Consider the following 20,572-nt stretch of genomic DNA (forward strand, 5'->3'; position numbering starts at 1 on the left):
GTAATAGCGGGGGCTTTTTTTGTTCGCGAATCGACTTGCATGGGCGCTTTGACTGAGCTTGAAATTGCATAATGCATTTCAAGCTCCTTCAAAGCGTGATTTGGCTCAAATGTAAAGTCCAGTGGACTTTACATGCCAAATCAGCCGAGCGGCTACTAATAGCCGTGAGGAATAGCGTAGCGCGCGAATGCACTTCGATTCGCTGAGCCGCTCAAAACAGAAGCACTGCTTCTGTGCGGCGAAGACGTTAGCGCGCTTAGACCGCGCTAACGATTACCTACCTTTTTGTGTTATAGGCCAAAAAGTGTGTAAGAAATCATAACTCACGTGTTGCCATACAAGCGTTTGGCGGTAATCGAATCTTACGTGCCTCTTGTGCAAGTCTTGCGCAAAACAAAACCCCCGAGTGATTGGCTCGGGGGTTTGAAAGAAGAGAAGAAGAGAGGTTCAGTTATTAGTTCTAAATCACTGATTATTGTGATTTATTCCGTCTATGCTTTATATCTAACCACTCTTTTCTTAATGCGAATAGGTTATTAGCTTAAAGTTATCTTAAAATATTGTAAAAAAACGCTATTTTTGCGGTGTTTTGCTGTGTTTTGCGTCATCTTGCCTTGTTTTGCGTCATCTTGAATAATCATTAATGATTTTTAGTGTTTTGCCGTGTTTTGTTGATACGCCAGATGCTGTGCCGTATGCTTGAACTATGTTAGAAATTGCAGAATCTGATAAAAGCGACTCTAAGATTTTGAAAAGCAGCCTAAATGAGCAGGAGACTTTTCAAAATGCTAAGTCGTCAAGTTTTGCTAAGTCGTCTAATGCATCTAATACGTCTAATTTGTCTAATTCGTATAGCGCATCTGATTCGTCAAAGCTTCCAACATCCGTCTCTGCAAGATTAGGTAAGTTGCAATTTCATCTTTCGGGAAAATTCCGCGTTTTACAGTTTGCAGATGTTCAAGATGCGCCAAAAATCAGCAAAGACACGATTAAGCTTATAGAGTCTGCTTGCGATGCAGTTAGGCCAGATATTGTGATTTTTAGTGGCAATCAAATTGCAGGGTATGCTAAAGATTTTGCGAACACATTTGTGCGAAGACGCTGGGATGAGTCGCAAGATAACCGTGGAGCAGATAACCGTGGAGCAGATGCGCGCAAGTCGCATGAAAAAGATTTGCAAAATACGCGCAAAAAAGTCTTAGATCATATTAAATGCATGGTAAAGCCTTTAGAAGATCGCTCAATTCCTTGGGCGCTAACGTACGGGAATCACGATTTTCAGTGCGGATTAAGCAACGCGGAGCTGGATTCTTTGTATCAAGAGTTTTCGGGATGCTTGAATCGCCAGCAAACCGATGGAGAATTTTCTAGCGGATCCGCAATGTCTCTTCCAAAAAGCATTTTGCCAAATCAAATCATATTTCCTTGTAAAGCAGGAACATTCGCTTTGCCTGTTATGGACGTAAATCAAGAAAAAGTCGTATTTTCTATTGTTCTTGTAGATTCTGGCGATTACGAAAAGCGCGGCGGCTACGGAAGCCCTTCTAGTAAGGCACTTGACTTTTTATCGGATTTGCCAAACTTTTTGCCACCAAGATTTTGCGTTTTTCAGCATTTTCCGCTTCCGCAATACTACGATTTGCTGCGCGAAGTTGCTAAAGATTGCGCTGCTAAAGAACACGCAATCGAAGGATATAGGCGTTTTGCTGGAAAATACTACGCTTTAGACGATAATCGCGTTTTGCCAGATGGATATCTTGGAGAAGGCGTGAGCTGCCCAGATAAAGACAGCGGTGAATACGATATTTTGCAAAAGATTGGTGCTTTTGCTTTTTGCGCAGGGCATGATCACAGAAACGCGTTTGCGGGCAGGTGCGAGGATTCTGGCATGCTTCTAATGGCCACTGCAACGTGCGGATTTGCGTCTTACGGGCCAGTGGCTTCTAAATGCGGAGCAAGGCTTCTTGAGTTTGACATTCGTCACCCTTACGAGCCTAGAACGCAAATGCTGGAATTTGGCGATTTAGTTGGCAAAGCATCGTCTAAGAAAGCGTACACGTATGGATTAAACGCGGATTGTAGCCACGATTTGCCAGAAGTCGATTTATTGCAAAAGCCTTCACTCTTTGCAAGGATCTTAAGAAGATGGCGGTCTATGGTTGCAAAATAGCACGGATTATTTAGCATTGGCGCGAATTTGAGCGCGATTGCAACGTAATTTACATGCGATTGGCACGCGTATCGGTATTATAGTTAATTAGTTTTAGTTGCAAACGAAAGAGGTAAATGTGTCTGCGCAAAACACGGCTGAACATAACGAAAGTGGCATCGACGCTGCAGACGTTTTACATGTAGAAGGTGGCAAGCCGCTTAACGGAACGATTAAAGTTCGTGGCGCAAAAAACTTTGTTAGCAAGGCGATGGTTGCAGCGCTGCTAGCTCCTGGAAAATCCGTGTTAAAGAATGTTCCAGAGATTAGAGATGTTCATGTTGTTTCGGATTTGCTTAGATTGCATGGCGTAAACGTAAACGTTGATGGCGCTGCAGGCGTTGTTAGCATTGACGCAAGCAACGTTCAACTTGCAGATGTTGCAGACGTAGACACGCTGTCTGGGTCTTCTCGTATTCCTATTCTGTTTTCTGGCCCGCTTCTTCACAGGCTTGGCGAGGCTTTTATTCCAGCGCTTGGTGGGTGCAATATTGGCGGTCGTCCTATAGACTTCCATCTTGAAACTTTGCGCAAGCTTGGCGCAAATGTAAACAAAGACCACGAAGACGGTATTCATATTACTGCTCCAAACGGTTTGCGCGGAACTAAAATCCATCTTCCTTACCCTTCGGTTGGTGCCACTGAGCAAACTCTTCTTGCTGCTGTTCTTGCAGAAGGCAAAACGGAGCTTTCGGGTGCAGCAATCGAGCCAGAGATTATGGATTTGGTGGCCGTTTTGCAAAAAATGGGCGCAATCATTTCTGTAGACGTTGATCGCACATTTAGGATTGAGGGCGTAGATAAGCTTCAAGGTTACAATCACACTGCTTTAACAGATAGGATTGAGGCAGCATCTTGGGCTTCGGCGGCGCTCGCAACTCACGGAGATGTGTTTATTAAAGGCGCAACTCAGCCAGAAATGATGACATTCTTAAACGTTTTCCGCAAAGTTGGCGGACAGTTTGACGTTGCAGATAACGGTATTCGATTCTGGCATCCAGGCGGAGACTTGCATCCAGTTGCTATTGAAACAGACGTTCATCCTGGTTTTATGACCGATTGGCAGCAGCCGCTTGTTGTTGCTTTAACGCAAGCTAAAGGCTTGAGTATTGTGCACGAAACAGTGTATGAGAATCGTTTTGGCTTTACAAAACCGCTTGTGCAAATGGGCGCAATGATTCAGCTATATCGCGAGTGCTTAGGTTCTCTTCCTTGCCGATTCCAGCAGCGCAATTACAAGCATTCTGCTGTGATTTTTGGGCCAACGCCTCTTACTGGTCAAGATATTGATGTTCCAGATTTGCGTGGCGGCTTTAGTCATCTTATTGCAGCTCTTACAGCAAAAGGGCCGTCTAATGTTAAGGGCATTTCGCTTATTGACCGCGGCTATGCAGATTTTAGAGGCAAGCTCACTGCTCTTGGTGCAGACATTGATTGATTAGTGTTATTAATGCTAGCAATGTAAGCAATGTAAGCAATGTGGATAACTTTTCCCTTATTTTTCTAGGGCTTTGATGGCTTTGGTACACATTTTCCATTAAGTCTTTTCTTTGCATGAATTAGTGCATAGAGTTTAGCGCACAGGATTATTATCGGTTTGATTTTATGAAAGTGCGGTAAATATGGTTTGTGTAGGTGGAAAATATCAGCTTTTGGGAAAGCTTGGTTTGGGCGGAACTTCTAGCGTTTATCTTGCAGTAGACAATGTTTTACACAAAAAATGGGCTGTTAAAGAAACGTCTAATGAGAATTTAGATAGTGATAAAAAAGCTTTGATTTTGCAATCGCTTCGAGCGGAAGTCGAGGTTTTGAATCATTGCAATCATCCTAGTATTCCTAGAATCGTTGATTTCTTTGAAGAAAATGGCAGAGCGTACGCAGTTCGCGACTATGTTGAGGGAAGTTCGCTAAAAACGATTATTGCGCAAAGTGGAGTTATTACTCCTAGTCAAGTATGCGCTTTAGGAATCCAGCTATGCGAATTATTGCAATACCTTCACTCGTTAAATCCAGCTGTTGTTTATTGCGACTTAAAGCCTTCTAACGTTATGATCTCTAATGATTCTAGCGTTCATCTAATTGATTTTGGCTCTGCGTTAGAGCTTAAAGGCGAAGATGGTGTTTTGGTGCAACCAAGTCGATTTAAGCAAGATGCGCGTTTTGCAACATGTGGATTTGCAGCTCCCGAGCTTTTTGAGCAGGATGCTAAAATCGGCGTTTTTACAGACGTTTATGCGCTTGGAGCAACGTTGTTTTACGCGCTTACGGGTACGTGCTATTGCGAGAGTTCCAATCATTCCGATTCCTCTTTAAGTTTTAACAATTCCGATTTTTCTAGTTTTTCTAGTAATCAGACTTTAGATTTTAAGGATTCTAATAAATCTCATCCGCTTACTAACTTCGACTTGAGCTGCGATGATTGCGATAGTGGTGTGCGCTATGTGCTAATGCGCTCATTGGCGCATAATCCAAAGGATCGATACGAAGATTGTGCGGAGTTTTCTCAAGCGCTAAAAGATTGTTTAGAACATTTAGAATTTGGCGAAAAAGTTGAATCAAATATGGGAGAATCTGGTCTTGTTTCGCGCAATAAAAGGCGTGCAAGAGGTGCGCAAACGTGCAAAAAATATGATGCAAGTCGTAGCAGCCGTGCTAGAGCGCGATTACGCGTAGAAAGTGGTAATCAAAATATTGGCAAAAGACACAAGAAAAATGGTGTTAAAAATGGCGTTAAAAATGGCAAGAAAAATATTTTTAAGATTGTTTGTTGCGTCTTAATGGCATTTATTGGATGTGTTGTTTTTGCATTTGCTTGTAAATCTGTAATAACAAATGCAGGCAGAGTGAAAGTAATAGAGCCGCGATCATATGTAAAAAGCGGAAATATTTCTACAAAAAACAAGCATGCGAGCAATATAACAAGCAGTGCGCAAGAGTATAAAAAATACATGGTTAAGGCTGCAAAATCAACAGATTCTAAGCAGATTGTTGAATACGTTAATAAAGCTATGTTTTTACAAGTAAAGCTTTTTAACGCAAATGTTCAGCCTATGTCTATTCAGCCAGCGTTGCGACTTTTAGTAAACCAGATTGAAGATTTTCGGTGGAGCGCAAGCGAAAGAGAAGATTTTACGTCGTTTGTTAATAAGTACAAGTCGGATCTTAAAAAATCCGAAGATTGGTATGAATTATGCTTATCTGTTGGAAAAGCGTATTGGTATTACGGAGTTAAAGATAAAGAAGAATCAAGTAGTGCGAATAGAAAGGAACGAATTGAACAGTCTGTAAAGTGGTTTGAAGAGGCGTTAAAGGGTGTTAAAGCAAAGGATTATGAGTCGGGGTTAATGTATTCTACGCTTGGCAAAGGCTACTTAGATCTTACAAACTATTCGCAAGGTAAGCCAACGCCTAAAGTGCGAGAGTATTCTGGAAAGCTGCGCGCTTTTGTTGAAAATGCAAAGAAAAACGAAAATGAGATTGTAAAAATAGATGCAAGTGAGATTGTGTTTGAGTCACTGAACTCTTGGAGTGCGCAATTTAAGGCAGATGGCGTAAATCAAGATATTGTTGAAAAGATTTTTGACGATGCGTTGGATTTAGCACGGTCTTTGAAGTCGCAAAATAAAAACGTTGATAACAGAGTTAAGAGCATAATGAGTCAGGCGGATCCGCTTATAGATTCGATTGAAAACACATTTGATAACAGCGGCGTTTAGGATTTAAAGATTTTGCCAAGCAAGGTAGAGATTCGAGATTTTTCGCACTGAATGAGATGAACCTCAGCGCCGAAGGTGGTGATTCATCGAATGAAGAAGAAAAATCGAGAATCTCGGCGATGAACACCACGCAAAAGTCCTAGATATCCAGAAGGTTTGATGTATTTCTATACGAGCAATAAAAGAGGAGCGTAGCGACGGGACTTGCGAGGAGAGAAATACTCAAACCTCGCGCAATACCAAGTAAAGAAATACTCAAACCTTGTTAGCTGTAAATAAGGGGGATTTGCAAAGAAAAAGCCCACTGCGGTGGAATGAATGCAGTGGGCTTAGTGGAGCTAATGGTAATCGAAACCACGACCTCTTCGATGCGAACGAAGCGCTCTACCAACTGAGCTATAGCCCCAATGTTTTACACAACTCTGCACACTGTACTACAAAATGCGTAAAAGTACAACGCTAACAGCGTTGGAGTGTTGTAAAACGTTGCTAATTCTTTAGTTAATCTTGCTGCGATTTGCCTTCCGATTGCTTTTTGGCTTTGTTTGCAGCATGAGCTTTGTAAAGTCCAATAAAAGTTGGCACAAGAGAAATAAGCAAAATCGCCACTATAACAAGCTCAAAATTCTTTTGAACAAAAGGAATGTTGCCAAAGAAGTAGCCTAGAAGAGTAAAAAGCGACGACCACACTATTCCGCCAAGAACAGAAAAAGGAGTAAAACGAGTCCAACGCATGCCAGAAATGCCAGAAATAAAAGGCATAAATGTGCGAATAAATGGGAAGAATCTGCCTAAGAACACTGCAATTGGCCCCCACTTATCAATCATTTGCTCTGTTTTGGCAATGCGTTCTGGCGTTAGGGCTTTAACTTTGCCTGATTCAACGATTCGCCTGCCAAAAAAGTGGCCAATAAAGTAGTTGCATTGGTCGCCAATAATTGGTGCAAGCCAAACAGCTACGAGCAAAATCGCAAGTGGAAGCGAGCTTTTACCAGTTTGTGCATCTGGAGCTGCAAAGAATCCAGCTGCAAAAAGCAAGGAATCTCCAGGCAAGAATGGGAAGAATACAACGCCTGTTTCAATAAAAATGATTAGAAAAATCAATGCTAAAGCAGGAGCAGTTCCCATAGCAATCCAGCCAGCTATAGCGGAGCGCGGATCTTTAAGAAGGTTAAGAATAAAGTGAATAAAACCCATGTGTGTACCTAAATCTGTTTGTGATTGCGAATTTTGTTGCAATCGCGTGGAGTATCATTATATTGCACGCTTTAGATAGGGGAATGTGGCTGGTAAGGTATTCATTTAGAATTTAGCACGTTAAAGGAGAATGCAAGAGATGGCTCAGTGTAAAGCAAACGCTAATGCTGCTAATGCTAACGCAGATGAACCCCTTGAGTCGCCTGGCGAATTGGAGTCGGAGCTGTCTATAGCAGATATCTCCAAACGCCACTCAAATCCTAAGCGCTGGGTGCTTTATTTTGCGATTCTTCTTGTAGCAGTTGTTGTTCCTTATTGGGCGGGTAGAACTTTGGCAGTTCAGCATACTGCTTGGGTTGTTAAGAATTTTTCTGGATTATCTGCACAGGGAGTTGTGTTTATTGCTTGGGTTACAACAGTTGCAACTGCTACAGTTTTAGCAATGGCGCTAATTGAGTCTGGTAGATGGCTTTGGCGATTTTTGTTTGTTGTTTTTCTAGCGATTGAACAATTTATTAGCGGATTATGCTTATTGCGCTTAAGTTTTTGGTATTCAACATACGTAGTTTACGGACCAGCAAGTGGGCTTGCAAATGCAGCAAATCTTGGAATAATCTCTGCTGGATTTGGCGTTGCTGTTTATGCGATTTTATTTGTTGGATTGCTTGTAACGGTTCCTAAAAAATCGCGATTAAACGTTTTGACTCGCAGCTGGGCTTCGTTAATAATGTTTTACGCTATTGAAGTTCTTGCGATTCTTGTTGTGATTTTTGGTGGATTCATGACTGCTATGTAGGCTTTATAAGCTTGTTTGGGCATAGTTGTAACATTGAAACTCGGCGTGTAACGCCCGCGGATTTGCAAGCGCTGTATTAAAGGATGCGGCACCGCGCAGTAACTACATAAGGAGGACGCCGTGGCATTAACGGCTGAAGATAAGAAGAACATTATCAACGAATACGCAACGCACGAGGGTGACACGGGTTCCCCAGAGGTTCAGGTTGCTTTGCTCAGCAAGCGCATCTCCGACCTTACCGATCACTTGAAGGAGCACAAGCATGATCACCACTCTCGTCGTGGTATGATGCTCATGATTGGTGACCGTCGTCGTCTTCTTGATTACTTGAAGCGCGTAGACATTAATCGCTATCGTTCTTTGATTGATCGACTCGGATTGCGTCGATAAGTCTTTTTGCCCGAGCATAAGCTCGGGCTTTTGTATTTATGCATCTGTATTTATGCGTATTGTTTATGCAATTCTAGTGAATTTAGTGTGTTTGAAGTAGAATTAAAAAGCTTGATTAAATGGCTGAATTTGAGGTTTGAAGATTTAAGTTTGAAGATTTAGGATTAACGATTTAGATTCTAAGCTAAATAATTTAAGAATAATTGATTTAAGGTTAAACGATTAAGATTTAAGTGATTTAAGATTTAAGCGATTTAGTTTTAGCAAGTTCTTAAGTTTGCAGGATTTATAACTGAAGAATAAAACATAATTGAATATGGATGATTGAAGTAACCGAAACAAAAAACTACGAAATGTTGGTTATGCATTTTGCAAAGATTCGCGCGGATGTTAGGCAAAGGTAACAAAAAAGCGAGTCTGCCAATGACGACGCATGTTGGTTGATTAGGTAAGTTAAGAAAAGGAGGAACCCGTGGAGGGTCCCGAAATTAAGGCTGTAGAAGCCGTTATTGATAATGGTTCATTTGGAAAGCGCACGCTGCGTTTTGAAACAGGTCGCCTCGCTCAGCAGGCGGATGGTGCTGTTGCCGCATACTTGGATGACGATTCCATGATTTTGTCGACGACGACTGCAGGATCTAGTCCAAAAGAAAACTACGACTTCTTCCCACTGACTGTTGATGTGGAAGAAAAAATGTACGCTGCTGGTAAGATTCCAGGATCTTTCTTCCGCAGAGAAGGCCGCCCGTCAAATGAGGCAACGCTTGCGTGCCGTATTATTGACCGCCCATTGCGCCCACTTTTCCCACACACTTTGCGTAACGAAGTGCAAGTTGTAGAAACGATTTTGGCAATTAATCCAGATGATGCTTACGACGTTATTGCTTTGAACGCTGCATCTGCTTCTACTATGATTTCTGGTTTGCCATTTGAAGGCCCAGTTTCTGGTGTGCGTTTGGCTTTGATTGATGGCCAGTGGGTTGCATTCCCTCGTTGGAGTGAGCGTGAGCGTGCTGTATTTGAGATTGTTGTTGCTGGTCGCGTTATTGAAAATGGCGATGTTGCGATTGCAATGATCGAAGCTGGCGCTGGTAAGAATGCTTGGAATTTGATTTATAATGAGGGTCAAATTAAGCCAGATGAGGAAGTTGTAGCTGGAGGCTTAGAAGCCGCAAAGCCGTTCATTAAGGTTATTTGCGAAGCGCAAAATGAGTTGAAGCGAATTGCGTCTAAGGAAACCAAGGAATTCCAGCTGTTCCCAGAGTATACGGATGAGCTTTATGCAAGAATCGATGAGATTGCTCATGCTGATTTGAACGAGGCTCTTTCTATTGCAGAAAAGCTTCCACGCCAAGACCGCATTGCGGAGATTAAAGAAGGCGTGCGCGAGGCGATTGCGCAAGAGTTCACTGATATGGACGAAGCCGAGAAAGAAAAGGAACTCGGCAATGCGTTCAAGGAGTTGCAGCGCCAGATTGTTCGTCGTCGTATTTTGACGGAAGATTACCGTATTGACGGCCGCGGCTTGCGCGATATTCGTACGCTTAGTGCAGAAGTTGATATTGTTCCTCGCGTTCACGGTTCTGCGCTCTTCCAGCGCGGCGAAACCCAGATTTTGGGCGTAACTACTTTGAACATGCTTAAGATGGAGCAGCAAGTGGATGCGCTTTCTGGCCCACAAACCAAGCGCTACATGCACAACTACGAGATGCCTCCATACTCCACTGGCGAAACGGGTCGCGTTGGTTCTCCAAAGCGCCGCGAGATTGGTCATGGTGCTTTGGCAGAGAAGGCTTTGGTGCCAGTTTTGCCAAGTCGCGAAGAGTTCCCATATGCTATTCGTCAAGTATCGGAAGCTATTGGTTCCAACGGCTCTACATCTATGGGCTCTGTGTGCGCGTCTACGCTTTCCTTGCTCGCTGCTGGCGTTCCTTTGAAGGCTCCAGTTGCTGGCATTGCTATGGGCTTGGTTTCGGGAGACGTTGATGGCAAGCACATCTTTAAGACTTTGACCGATATTCTTGGCGCAGAAGATGCGTTTGGAGATATGGACTTTAAGGTTGCTGGTACGTCTGAATTTATTACTGCTTTGCAGCTTGATACTAAGCTTGATGGCATTCCAGCAGACATTTTAGCTGCTGCTTTGCAGCAGGCTCACGAGGCGCGCACTACGATTCTTGAAGTGATTAACGAGTGCATTGATTGCCCAGCAGAGATGAGCCCATTTGCTCCACGCATTATTACAACTACGATTCCTGTAGATAAGATTGGCGAAGTGATTGGCCCTAAGGGCAAGATGATTAACCAGATTCAAGAAGAAACTGGTGCCGAGATTGCTATTGAAGATGACGGTACTGTGTACATCTCTTCCGAAGGTGGCGAAGCTGCTCAAAAAGCTAAGGAAATCATTGATTCTATTGCAAATCCACGTATTCCAAAGGCTGGAGAGACTTTTACTGGCAAGGTTGTTAAGACTACGAGCTTTGGTGCTTTCGTAAACTTGACTCCTGGAAGCGACGGCCTGTTGCATATTTCCCAGATTCGTAATCTTGCTAACGGTGAGCGCATCGACACTGTTGAAGATGTGCTTAAAGAGGGAGATACCGTAGAAGTAATCGTGCAAAGCGTAGACGAGCGCGGCAAGATTTCTTTGGCAATTCCAGGTTTTGAGAATCAAGAGTCTTCGGCGCCAGCGCCTCGTGAAAATCGTGGTCGTGGATCTCGCGAAGATCGTGAAGATAGGGATGATCGCAGAAGTGACCGTAGGCGTGCTCCGCGCGACGATAGGGATGATCGTGGAGACAGAGATGATCGTCCTCGCCGCCGTAGCGTTCGCGATGATCGCGATTCGCGTTATGACGATAGGGAAAATCGTTCGGATCGTTCAAGCCGCTACGATGAGCGCTCTTCTAGAAGAGATGATCGCAGAAGCGATCGCTATGATAACAACGATTATGAAGATCGCCCTCGCCGCCGCGCTCCTCGCGACGACCGATACGACGAGCGAGATGATAGTGCAAGTGAGCGCGCAGAGCGTTCCGATCGTTCCGACGACCGCGCAGAGCGCCCTCGTCGCGGATCGGATCGCAGAGTGAGCGACCGCAATTTGCGCTACGCTGCAGACGACGACCACTACGATGAGTACCGTGCTGCTCGCGAGGAGCGCGCAGAACGCCCTCGCCGCAGAATCCGCCGCGATTTTGACCCATTTGATGAGGATTAATCGCAAGATAATCGCAAGATAAAGATACAAGCGCATAAGCGCCTAGTCATATAAAATAAAAAATCTAAATGCCTTCAAGTTGCTTTTGCGCTTGGGGGCATTTTGAAACATTTTTTGAAACATTTGAACAGGAGCAAAATGGCCATGAATCGTACTATAGGATCGTTTAACACTACAGCTATTGGCTTTGGTGAGATGCCATTAACGATTGAAAACAATCTTGGGCACAGTATGGGCATTGAAACAATCCACGCTGCTCTAAACGCTGGATGCACGCATATAGATACGGCATGGGCGTATTATTGCTCGGGCGGTGAGGAGCAAACTGGCGAAAAGCTTGTGCGCGAGGCGTTGGATAGCTGGAATGGAGACAAGTCCTCGATTCTTGTTGCAACAAAAGTCGGCCACTTCCGCAACTTTACAGATGGCAAGCCAACGTGGGGTAAAGATGGAAAGCCAGAGCATTTGATTGCGCACGCTAAAGAGTCGGCAATGGCTCTTGGCGTAGATACGATTGATTTGCTTTACTTCCACAGGCCAGATCCAGAAGTTCCATACAACGAGTCGATTGAAGCAATGCAACAGCTGCTTGATGAGGGAGTTGCGCGAGAAATCGGCATTTCTAACGCATCTGTTGAGCAGATTGACATTGCGCGTGGGATTTTGGGAGAAAAGCTTGTTGCTGTTCAAAATCAGTATTCGCCAGTGCATTTAGAAAACGAAGACACATTGCAATATTGCAAGAAGCTTGGAATTGCGTTTGTTTGCTGGAGTCCGCTTGGAGGGTTCCGTCACCCGTACGACGAGCATCTTTTTGACCCATTCCGCAAAGTGGCAAATGATCACAACGTTAGCTATCAGCAGGTTGTTTTGGCTTGGGAGCTTGCCAAGGGCAGCAATGTTTTTGTTATTCCAGGCGCGCATAGGCCAGCTACGATTTTAGATAGCTTAAAGGCTGCAGATTTGCAATTAAGCGACGAAGAATTAGCTTATTTGGGTTAACTTAATTTTGATTAACTTTTACATCAAATAAGACAAAACGAATAAGACAAAACGAAAGCGAATAATATGCAAGAAACTAGCGTAGCAGGAATGCCACTTGCACACGAAGATGAAGACGGCTTGCCAATTCCAGTGACGATTCCAGTGCCACTGTGCGCACGCGCTCATGCCGTTTTTACAACGCGATTAGGTGGAATTTCCGAAGGTGCGTTTGCTTCGCTTAATTTAGGAGGCAAAGCTGGCGACGATGCTAAATCTGTGTTTAGCAACCGTTGTGCTTTGCAACGCGCACTTAAATCTGACTTGTGTCTTGTTAGCCAAGTTCACGGAAATAGCGTATTTGATGCAGATTCAATAGTTGATTCGTGGAACACTCCGTACGGTTTTGATGCTACAGGTTTTGCAGATTCACACGCTAGAATCGAAGCAGACGCGCAAGTTTCAACTGCTTGCTCGCTTGCTTTAGGAATGTTTGCTGCAGATTGCTTGCCAGTTTTACTTGCAGATAGTGAATCTGGCGTAATTGCTGCAGCACATTGTGGCAGAAAAGGCTTAATGGCTGGCGTGCTTGATTCTGTTATTGAAGCAATGTGCGAAAAGGGAGCCGAACGCTCGAATATAACAGCTGTTTTGGGGCCATGCATTTGTGGTGATTGCTATGAAGTTGGCGAAGAAATCGCGCGCGACTTTGAACGCCGATACCCACAAACTGTAACGCAAACGCGTTTTGGTGGACTTGGAATTGATATTGCAGAAGCTGCTCGCATTGATTTAGCGCTTGCAGGAGTTGCAAATATTGTTGACGCTTTGCCGCGCGTTACTGCTGCCACGCAATATTTGGCTAAAGACGAAGAGTTGCAAACAATTTGTAAGGTAGACGGCGAAGGCGAAGCGCTGGAAAGTCGCCTTAAGGCGTTGCAAAACCCAATGTGTACGCTGGAAAATCCATTATGGTATTCTCACAGACGCGCTGGTCTTGCAGGAAAATCTCACGAAGGACGATTGCTTGCACTTGTAGTTAAAGACAAGTAAAAAGCAAAGCTATTGCGTAGAAAGCTATTGTTATGAATCAAATTAACGTAGTGATTTCTGGGTTTGGGCCATACGAGGATTTAGAAATAAATCCATCGCACGAAGTGCCACTGGCGCTTGAACACGCCAAAAATGGCGATTTAGCATCGGATTTTAATCTTCCAGAAGATGTTAGCGTAAAAATTACGTCTGTAATGTTGCCAATCAGCTTTGCAAACGCTTGGCCGCATCTTTTAGAAACGATTAATGCGCAAGACGCGGATATTGTGATTGCAACAGGCGTAAAACACGCGGCTCGTGGAGTGCAACTAGAACGATGCGCTACAAACATAATGGATGCGAATAAGCCAGACGTAGATAACCACACTCCTCAAAGCGTGCAAATCGTTGAAAATGGGCCTGCTGCGTACTGGACTAGGCTGCCGCTAAGAATGATTCTAAACGATTTTGCTCATAGTGGGATTGCGTCTACACTAAGCTCGGATGCAGGAACATACGTTTGCAATTCGCTGTTTTATAGATTGCTAGATTGGGCGTCGAATAATTCTAAAAAGCGCATAATTGCAGGGTTTGTAAGTTTTCCGCCAGTGGTTGCGTTGCATGATGCACGCCACGGATTGCCATTGGACGCGCAAATAAAAGCTGGAAAAAGCATAATTTGCGAAGCTGTAAATTACTATATGAAACCTTCGTCTTCGGGAATATTGCTCAAGTAATTCGCGCGACACGCTCGAGTGTTTTAGCAACTAAAGTGATAGCGTTATTGCTGATGGAGTGTGCACGATAAGTAGAGTCGTGCGGGGGTTTGTGAAAGGAATAAACATGGTGACAGATCGTTTCCCAACTGCTTTGCGAGGGTACGACAAAGATAAAGTCAACGAAGCCTTTACCAACTATGAGCGCACAATATCGCGGTTGCGTGAACAAGTGCGATCTAGTGACGAGTCAATTTTGCAATTGCAGGCACAATTGCAAGAAGAAAAAAATAATGTAAAACGCGCAAAAAGCGGTAATACTTTTGCATCTTTGGGCGCAAATGCGCAACAATTACTTGCTTCGGCAGAACAAACGAGTGCGCAATTGATTGAGCGCGCAAAGCAAGACGCTGCGTCTATTAAAAAGACGGCTCAAGCTCAGGCAGGAACTTTACTGAATAATGCAAAATTAGACGCGGAACATTTGCTTCAAGAAGCGCAAACTAAGGCAGATACGCTGCTTTCTACGGCAAGCAATAAGGCAAATCAGATGACAAGCGCTGCGAAAGAGGATTCAGAGCGTTTGCGCGAAACAACGAGTAAAGATGTTAATGCACAAAAAGATGCTGCAACGCTAGAAATCAACAATGCGCGTGAAGAGCACACGAAGCGAATGGCATCCGAAAAATCCGAGCAAGAACGTGCAATTGCACAGCTAAAGGCGGATGCAGCGCAAAAAATCGCGGAACAAAGGTCGGCTGCAAACGCGGAAATCGCACATGCTAAAGCAGAAACGAATGATCAAATTGAGTCGGCTTTAGCAGAAGCGAACAAGAAGCTTGCAGATATGCAAGAGCGCGCAACAAAGATGATGGCGGATGCTCAGCGCAAGGCTGGAGAAATCACGGATGCTGCAGCTGCAAAGGCCCAAGAGATTGCAGATGAAGCGCAAGTTGAGCGCACGCGTACTCTTAGCCAAGTTAGTGCAGAAGTTGAGCAAATTAGAAACGATATTGCCGCTCAGCAAGAAGAGGCCACAAAAAAGGTGAACGAGCTTATTTCTGGTCTAAAAGAGCGCGAGCGTGCTGCGCAAGAAGAGGCGGATGCGCTTATTGCGAGAGCGAAAACAGTGCATCAAGATGCGGATGATTATGCTGCTCAAGCGCATAAGGATGCGGATGCTCAAGCTGCGCAAATCGTTCGCAAAGCTATGCAAGATGCTACGGCTCAAGTGGAAGAGCGCAGGGCGGCAGCTCAAAAGGAGTTGGACGGCATGACGGCGCGCTTAACGCAGTTGCAGCATAGGGAAGCGCAAATCACGCAGCGCGTTACTGAGCTTAGGTCGCTTTTTGCAAACGCATTCTCGGGATTTGACTTTGGAGATGCATCTGGCAAGCAGGGCAATTCTGGCGATTCTGCAGGTGATGATGCTTCGGAGCGTAGAGATGCGGATGCTCAAAAGCAGGCTAGAAAAGATGCTCAGGCTCAAGTGGAAGAGGCAATTGCGCAGGAGTCGTGAGCTTCTGGCGTGATTTGTGTTGCGTGATTTGCGCGGAAAAGTCGCAAGCAAGCCGCAAGATTTGCGAAAAAAGCTAAAATAAACTATAAAAAATAAACATAAAACAAGAAAAACAAGAAAGGTTATACAGTGACTGAGATCTGTGAATTAAGTGCCGAAGCTTTGCAAGGTTTGCGTGACGATTTTGACGCAAATCCATTGAATCGTTTGGCAATGAACGGCGTTACGGCTGCAGGAATCGATAAAGTGGCGCGAAACTACGACCGCGCTCGTCTGCTGCAGCGCCGATTCTCAACGGTTGTGGATAATGGCGATGCAAGGCATCAAGATCATTCTGGTCGCTGCTGGCTATTTAGCTCTTTGAATGTTGCGCGATTTGTTGCTAAAAAATCGCTTAAAGTTAAGGATTTTGAGTTCTCGCAGAACTACGCAATGTACTTCGATAAACTTGAGCGAATCAACTACTTCTTAAATGACGTTGCGGCTCTTGTTCGCTCTGGCGAGCCTTCTGATTCGCGTTTGCTGCAGCATTTGCTCAGTGACGTTATGGGCGACGGCGGCCAGTGGACCATGGCTATGAACATCTACAAGAAATATGGTGCTGTTCCTAAGGATTTGTACCCAGAAACAGAGTCTTCTAAAGACACTGGAGATATGAATACTCAGCTTAAAAAGCTCTTGCACACAGCTGTGGCTCATATGTATGCTAACGCTGCAGATATTGACAATATTATTGAGACGACTATGGCTGCAGGTCATAGGATTCTTACAATTCACTTGGGTGAGCCACCAAAGAGCTTCGATTGGGAGTGGACAGACGAGGACGGAAAGTTCCATCGTGATGGCGAAATTACGCCAGTTGAGTTTTGGAAGAAGTACGTTACTGCTGGTTTGGAAGACTACGTTTGCTTGGTGGACGATCCGCGTGCGGAGCATCCAAAGGGCAAGAAGATTGCGATTGAGCACTTGGGCAATGTTGCTGGCGGAGATGCTACGGAATATTTGAATGTGCCAAACCAGTTTATGAAGGATTGCGTGCGTAAGATTCTTGTTGAGCAGGGTATTCCAGTTTGGTTTGGTGCAGATTGCCACCCTATGATGGACCGCGATAATGGCGCGTGGGCTACGGATTTGTTTGAGTACGATCGCGTTTATGGTGTTGATTTTGACTTGAACAAGGAGCAGCGCGTGCGTTTTGCTGATTCGGCTATGAATCATGCAATGGCGTTTGCTGGAGTTGATGTTGCGGATGACGGCACGACTACTCGCCGCTGGCGCGTGGAGAACTCTTGGGGCGCGGATATTGCGGACAAGGGTTACTTTACGATGAGTGACGATTGGTTCACTGAGTACGTGTACGAGGTTGCTGTGCCTAAGGCTCTTTTGCCAGAGGAATATAAGAAAGCACTGGAAGAACCAGCAATTGTTTTGCCGGCGTGGGACCCAATGGGCGCTTTGGCCTAGCTTAAGCGCATTGGGCGCTTAAGCTAAGCCAAAGCGCTTTTCGCGCTACGCTATTCCTCACGGCTATTAGTAGCCGTTCGGCTGATTTGGCATGTAAAGTCCACTGGACTTTACATTTGAGCCAAATCACGCTTTGAAGGAGCTTGAAATGCGTTATGCAATTTCAAGCTCAGTCAAAGCGCAAAGGTAAATCGTAGCGACTACATAAACTTGTAGTGTTTTTGTAATTACGTCAAACGCTTCCACATTTAGCGCAGCTTATTCTATAGGATGGTGACAAATGGAATCTACGCCTGATCAGCGTATTTCAAGCGCAGTCAAGCAAGCTGTTGAAAACGGCATGAATCCGCTTGATTCGTCTAAATTCGAGCGCTGGGAAGACCAGGTTGGCGTAGATCGCATAATCAACCGTCGCGTGTTGGAGTTGGAGCCGCTTCCCACTCCTGCTCAAGTTCTTGGCGAGTTGCCGCTTTCTCCGTATGCGCAAGATATTGTTGCCGAGTCACGCGATGAGATTCGCGGATGCCTTAACGGAGATGACGATCGCTTGCTTGTAATCGTTGGGCCTTGCTCGGTTCACGACCCCGCTGCGGCTCTTGACTACGCGTCTCGTTTGGCTGATTTGCGCGCAAAGCTCGAAGGCGAGCTTTTGATTGTTATGCGCGTTTACTTTGAAAAGCCGCGCACAACAGTTGGTTGGAAGGGCTTGATTAACGACCCAGATATTGACGGCACGCACGATATTCACAAGGGTTTGCTTTTGGCACGCCGCACGCTTCTTGGTGTTCTAGACGCTGGTTTGGCTGCGGCAACCGAGTTTTTGGAGCCGACTAGCCCGCAGTTTATTGCGGATGCGGTTAGCTGGGGGGCGATTGGCGCGCGCAACACGGAATCGCAGATTCATCGCCAGCTTGCTAGTGGTCTTTCTATGCCAGTCGGATTTAAGAACGCTACGGATGGCTCTGTTACAGCCGCCGTCAATGGCTGCCTAGCTGCTAGCCAGCATCACACTTTCTTTGGAATTGATCATCTTGGACGCGCTTGCGCTGTACAAACGCTTGGAAACCCTGATTGCCATGTTGTTTTGCGCGGCTCTAGCAAGGGTCCAAACTACGATGCATCTTCTGTTGCAGCTGCCGTTGCCTCTGTTCGATTGAGGCTTGGAGCGAATTGCGTAGCGTCTAATGGCGTTGTAATCGACTGCTCGCACGGAAACTCTGGCAAAGATGAGAATCGCCAGATTCAAGTCGTGCAAGATATTGCGGATCGTTTTGCGCACGGCGAAAAAGGCATTAAAGGCGTTATGATGGAAAGCTTCTTGCAAGGCGGAAACCAAGATCCTGCGCCTTTGAGCGAGCTTGAGTACGGAAAGTCTATTACAGATCGATGAATTTCTTGGGAAGATACCGAGCGCTTACTTAACACTCTTGCTCAGTCTGTTTCTTCTCGACGACTTAAGTCTTGATTTTGCCTAGAATGTTGTGCGATTCCTTGTTTGGTGTTGCGCTATTTCCTATTTAACGTTGCGCGAGGTTTGAGTATTTCTCTCCTCGCAAGTGACGCGCTCCTTTACGGGGGTCTTATGAACGTTAATATTCCAAGGCCTCAGTATGGCGCTATTTATTGCTCGTAGAGAAATACATCAAACCTTCTGGATATCTAGAACTTTTTCGTATCTTTCATCACCGAGATTCTCGATTTTTCTTCTTCATTCGATGAATCACCATCAAAGATGCTGAGGTTCATCTCATTCAGGGCGAAAAATCTCGAATCTCTACCGCACTTGGCGTAATTTATATGAGTCTATGTAGTGCGATTATATTGCGACACGCCGTGGTTTTTTTAGTTGTAAACAATTACAATAAATCCTCAAATAGTCAGCATTTTTGAACAAAGGAGTGCAAAATGTGCGAATCGCCAGCCACCAATCGCAACAGTCTTCCTAAAGATAAAGATGGCGCTTTAAGCCGCGCTCTGCCAATTGCGCGATACGCGATTTTTGCGCTTCTGCTTGCTGGTGCGTTTCTTCTGGCGTTTGCGTGGTATCGCGGCACTCACAGCAAAGGCTACACTGTTGTTACGTGTTCTGCATTATGGTTTAGCGTTATTGTTCCGTTTATTACGCTGATTGTACTTTGCGTTTTTGTGCGCGGATGGCGTCTTGTTGTTGGCTCTATAATTTGCGTTTTGCTAATAGCGTCTTTCTTTGGATTTATTGCGCTTCAAAATCAAATCATGGAGTTTTTGAATGTTCCCGCTACAAATCCTTGGTTTGAATTCACGTGTAGCTCTTTGCTAAAAATCGCAACCGCGTCTTTTGTTATTATGTGTTGTGTAAGCGTATTTTTGATTAGACGCAATTCAATGCACAAGATTAAAGGATGATTTAACGAATGCCTAAGTTTACAAAAATTGCCATTATTGGCGCTATGGAAGAAGAAGTTGCGCACATTGCTGCCTCGCTTAGCAATGTTAAGCACGATAAGGCGGCCAGCTTAGACGTATCTTGCGGCGTGCTTGAATGCGAAGATGGCGGAAAAATCGAAGTTGCTGCAACAGTTGGCGGAATGGGACTTGTAAATGCCGCTGCAACCGCACAGTATTTAATTGACGCGTATAAGCCGCAGGCTGTAATCTTTTCGGGAATTGCGGGAAATCTCAATAAAAATTTGCATACGAATGATGTTGTTCTTGGAAAAACATTAAGATATTTAGACACCGACATGCGCATGATTAGTCAGTGGAAACCGTTTACAAACGAGTACCATTCAGACGATTATCTTCTTAAAACTGCAGACAGTGTTTTAACAAAGATGGGCATTAATCACATTTTGGGAACAATTGCCTCTGGTGGATATTTTGTAGACACGCCCGAAAAAGTGGCGGAAGTAATTGAGGCGACTCAAGCGGATGCTGTAGAAATGGAAGGCGCTGCGATTCTTCACGTTGCTGCAAGAAACGACGTTCCAGCGTTAGTTGTGCGCGCAATGAGCGACAATGCAGACACAAAATACGAGGAGTTTCACACTTTCGACATATCCGAATACGCGGATACAGCTGCAAAAATGACGGTAAATATTGCTAGAAATTTGTAGAATTCAACACGCCGATGTGGTCGCCGACGCGTTGCATCGTCAATCAAAAGGCGAGTAGTGCTAAATGCCGCCATTTTCTAAGCTCAATCAGATTTTGGCGGCAAGGTTTTTACCCCCCTCTTAAGATTGGCATCGTTAATAGAAGAAAAAGGTAATAAGAAATAAAAGATGCCAGTTTTGAACATTAGTTTAATTAATTTAAGAGGAAAATTTGCGGTAGGTTATACGAGAAAC

Annotated in this window: 14 protein-coding genes, 1 tRNA gene and 1 pseudogene; 14 read left to right on the forward strand and 2 right to left on the reverse strand. The window is 44.7% G+C overall.

Features of this window, described 5'->3' with window-relative positions; genetic code table 11:
* Window positions 1-706: 706 nt before the first annotated feature.
* The 3 genes from ACPEIW_RS01100 (at window position 707) to ACPEIW_RS01110 (ending at window position 5,925) form a co-directional block, all read left to right on the forward strand.
* A complete protein-coding gene (locus ACPEIW_RS01100) occupies window positions 707-2,170 on the forward strand; it encodes a metallophosphoesterase (protein WP_020973224.1) in 1,464 nt (487 codons plus the stop codon).
* A 118-nt stretch (window positions 2,171-2,288) separates the two neighbouring features.
* The gene (gene murA, locus ACPEIW_RS01105; RefSeq protein WP_050566871.1) at window positions 2,289-3,647 is read left to right on the forward strand and encodes a UDP-N-acetylglucosamine 1-carboxyvinyltransferase; all 1,359 of its coding nucleotides are present in this window, start codon (window positions 2,289-2,291) and stop codon (window positions 3,645-3,647) included.
* A 184-nt stretch (window positions 3,648-3,831) separates the two neighbouring features.
* The gene (locus ACPEIW_RS01110; RefSeq protein WP_425663904.1) at window positions 3,832-5,925 is read left to right on the forward strand and encodes a serine/threonine protein kinase; all 2,094 of its coding nucleotides are present in this window, start codon (window positions 3,832-3,834) and stop codon (window positions 5,923-5,925) included.
* A gap of 333 nt (window positions 5,926-6,258) precedes the next feature.
* Here the strand turns inward: ACPEIW_RS01110 and ACPEIW_RS01115 are convergent.
* A tRNA-Ala gene (locus ACPEIW_RS01115) sits at window positions 6,259-6,331 on the reverse strand.
* Between the two features lie 95 nt (window positions 6,332-6,426).
* Window positions 6,427-7,122, reverse strand: a complete 696-nt coding sequence (locus ACPEIW_RS01120) for a DedA family protein (protein ID WP_016636020.1) — start codon at window positions 7,120-7,122, stop codon at window positions 6,427-6,429.
* A gap of 139 nt (window positions 7,123-7,261) precedes the next feature.
* Here ACPEIW_RS01120 and ACPEIW_RS01125 point away from each other — a divergent pair, with 139 nt between their 5' ends.
* The 11 genes and pseudogenes from ACPEIW_RS01125 to mtnN all read left to right on the forward strand — a co-directional run bounded on the left by ACPEIW_RS01125 (window position 7,262) and on the right by mtnN (window position 20,338).
* A complete protein-coding gene (locus ACPEIW_RS01125; RefSeq protein ID WP_032815353.1) occupies window positions 7,262-7,918 on the forward strand; it encodes a hypothetical protein in 657 nt (218 codons plus the stop codon).
* Between the two features lie 120 nt (window positions 7,919-8,038).
* The gene (gene rpsO, locus ACPEIW_RS01130; protein WP_004131651.1) at window positions 8,039-8,308 is read left to right on the forward strand and encodes a 30S ribosomal protein S15; all 270 of its coding nucleotides are present in this window, start codon (window positions 8,039-8,041) and stop codon (window positions 8,306-8,308) included.
* A 472-nt stretch (window positions 8,309-8,780) separates the two neighbouring features.
* Window positions 8,781-11,531 (forward strand): polyribonucleotide nucleotidyltransferase, encoded by a 2,751-nt coding sequence (locus tag ACPEIW_RS01135; protein WP_425663907.1) that lies wholly within the window; start codon window positions 8,781-8,783, stop codon window positions 11,529-11,531.
* Between the two features lie 138 nt (window positions 11,532-11,669).
* Complete coding sequence (locus ACPEIW_RS01140; protein WP_032836051.1) at window positions 11,670-12,533, forward strand: aldo/keto reductase; 864 nt, start codon at window positions 11,670-11,672, stop codon at window positions 12,531-12,533.
* A gap of 66 nt (window positions 12,534-12,599) precedes the next feature.
* Window positions 12,600-13,565, forward strand: coding sequence for a polyphenol oxidase family protein (locus ACPEIW_RS01145; protein WP_425663909.1), 966 nt, complete (start codon window positions 12,600-12,602; stop codon window positions 13,563-13,565).
* A gap of 32 nt (window positions 13,566-13,597) precedes the next feature.
* Entirely contained in the window at window positions 13,598-14,281 is a 684-nt protein-coding gene (locus tag ACPEIW_RS01150) for a pyroglutamyl-peptidase I (RefSeq protein ID WP_016636472.1), read from the forward strand.
* A 106-nt stretch (window positions 14,282-14,387) separates the two neighbouring features.
* A complete protein-coding gene (locus tag ACPEIW_RS01155; protein ID WP_425663911.1) occupies window positions 14,388-15,779 on the forward strand; it encodes a cell division protein in 1,392 nt (463 codons plus the stop codon).
* Between the two features lie 129 nt (window positions 15,780-15,908).
* Entirely contained in the window at window positions 15,909-17,243 is a 1,335-nt protein-coding gene (locus tag ACPEIW_RS01160) for a C1 family peptidase (RefSeq protein WP_425663913.1), read from the forward strand.
* A 280-nt stretch (window positions 17,244-17,523) separates the two neighbouring features.
* A pseudogene (locus ACPEIW_RS01165) lies at window positions 17,524-18,708 on the forward strand (3-deoxy-7-phosphoheptulonate synthase).
* Between the two features lie 440 nt (window positions 18,709-19,148).
* Complete coding sequence (locus tag ACPEIW_RS01170) at window positions 19,149-19,628, forward strand: hypothetical protein (RefSeq protein WP_425663915.1); 480 nt, start codon at window positions 19,149-19,151, stop codon at window positions 19,626-19,628.
* Window positions 19,629-19,636: 8 nt separating this feature from the next.
* Window positions 19,637-20,338 carry a 5'-methylthioadenosine/S-adenosylhomocysteine nucleosidase gene (mtnN, locus tag ACPEIW_RS01175; protein ID WP_425663917.1) on the forward strand — a complete coding sequence of 234 codons (702 nt, stop codon included), beginning with the start codon at window positions 19,637-19,639 and terminating at the stop codon, window positions 20,336-20,338.
* Window positions 20,339-20,572: the final 234 nt, after the last annotated feature.

This window comes from Gardnerella piotii (genome assembly GCF_049815665.1).
In the GTDB taxonomy this organism is placed as follows: domain Bacteria; phylum Actinomycetota; class Actinomycetes; order Actinomycetales; family Bifidobacteriaceae; genus Bifidobacterium; species Bifidobacterium piotii.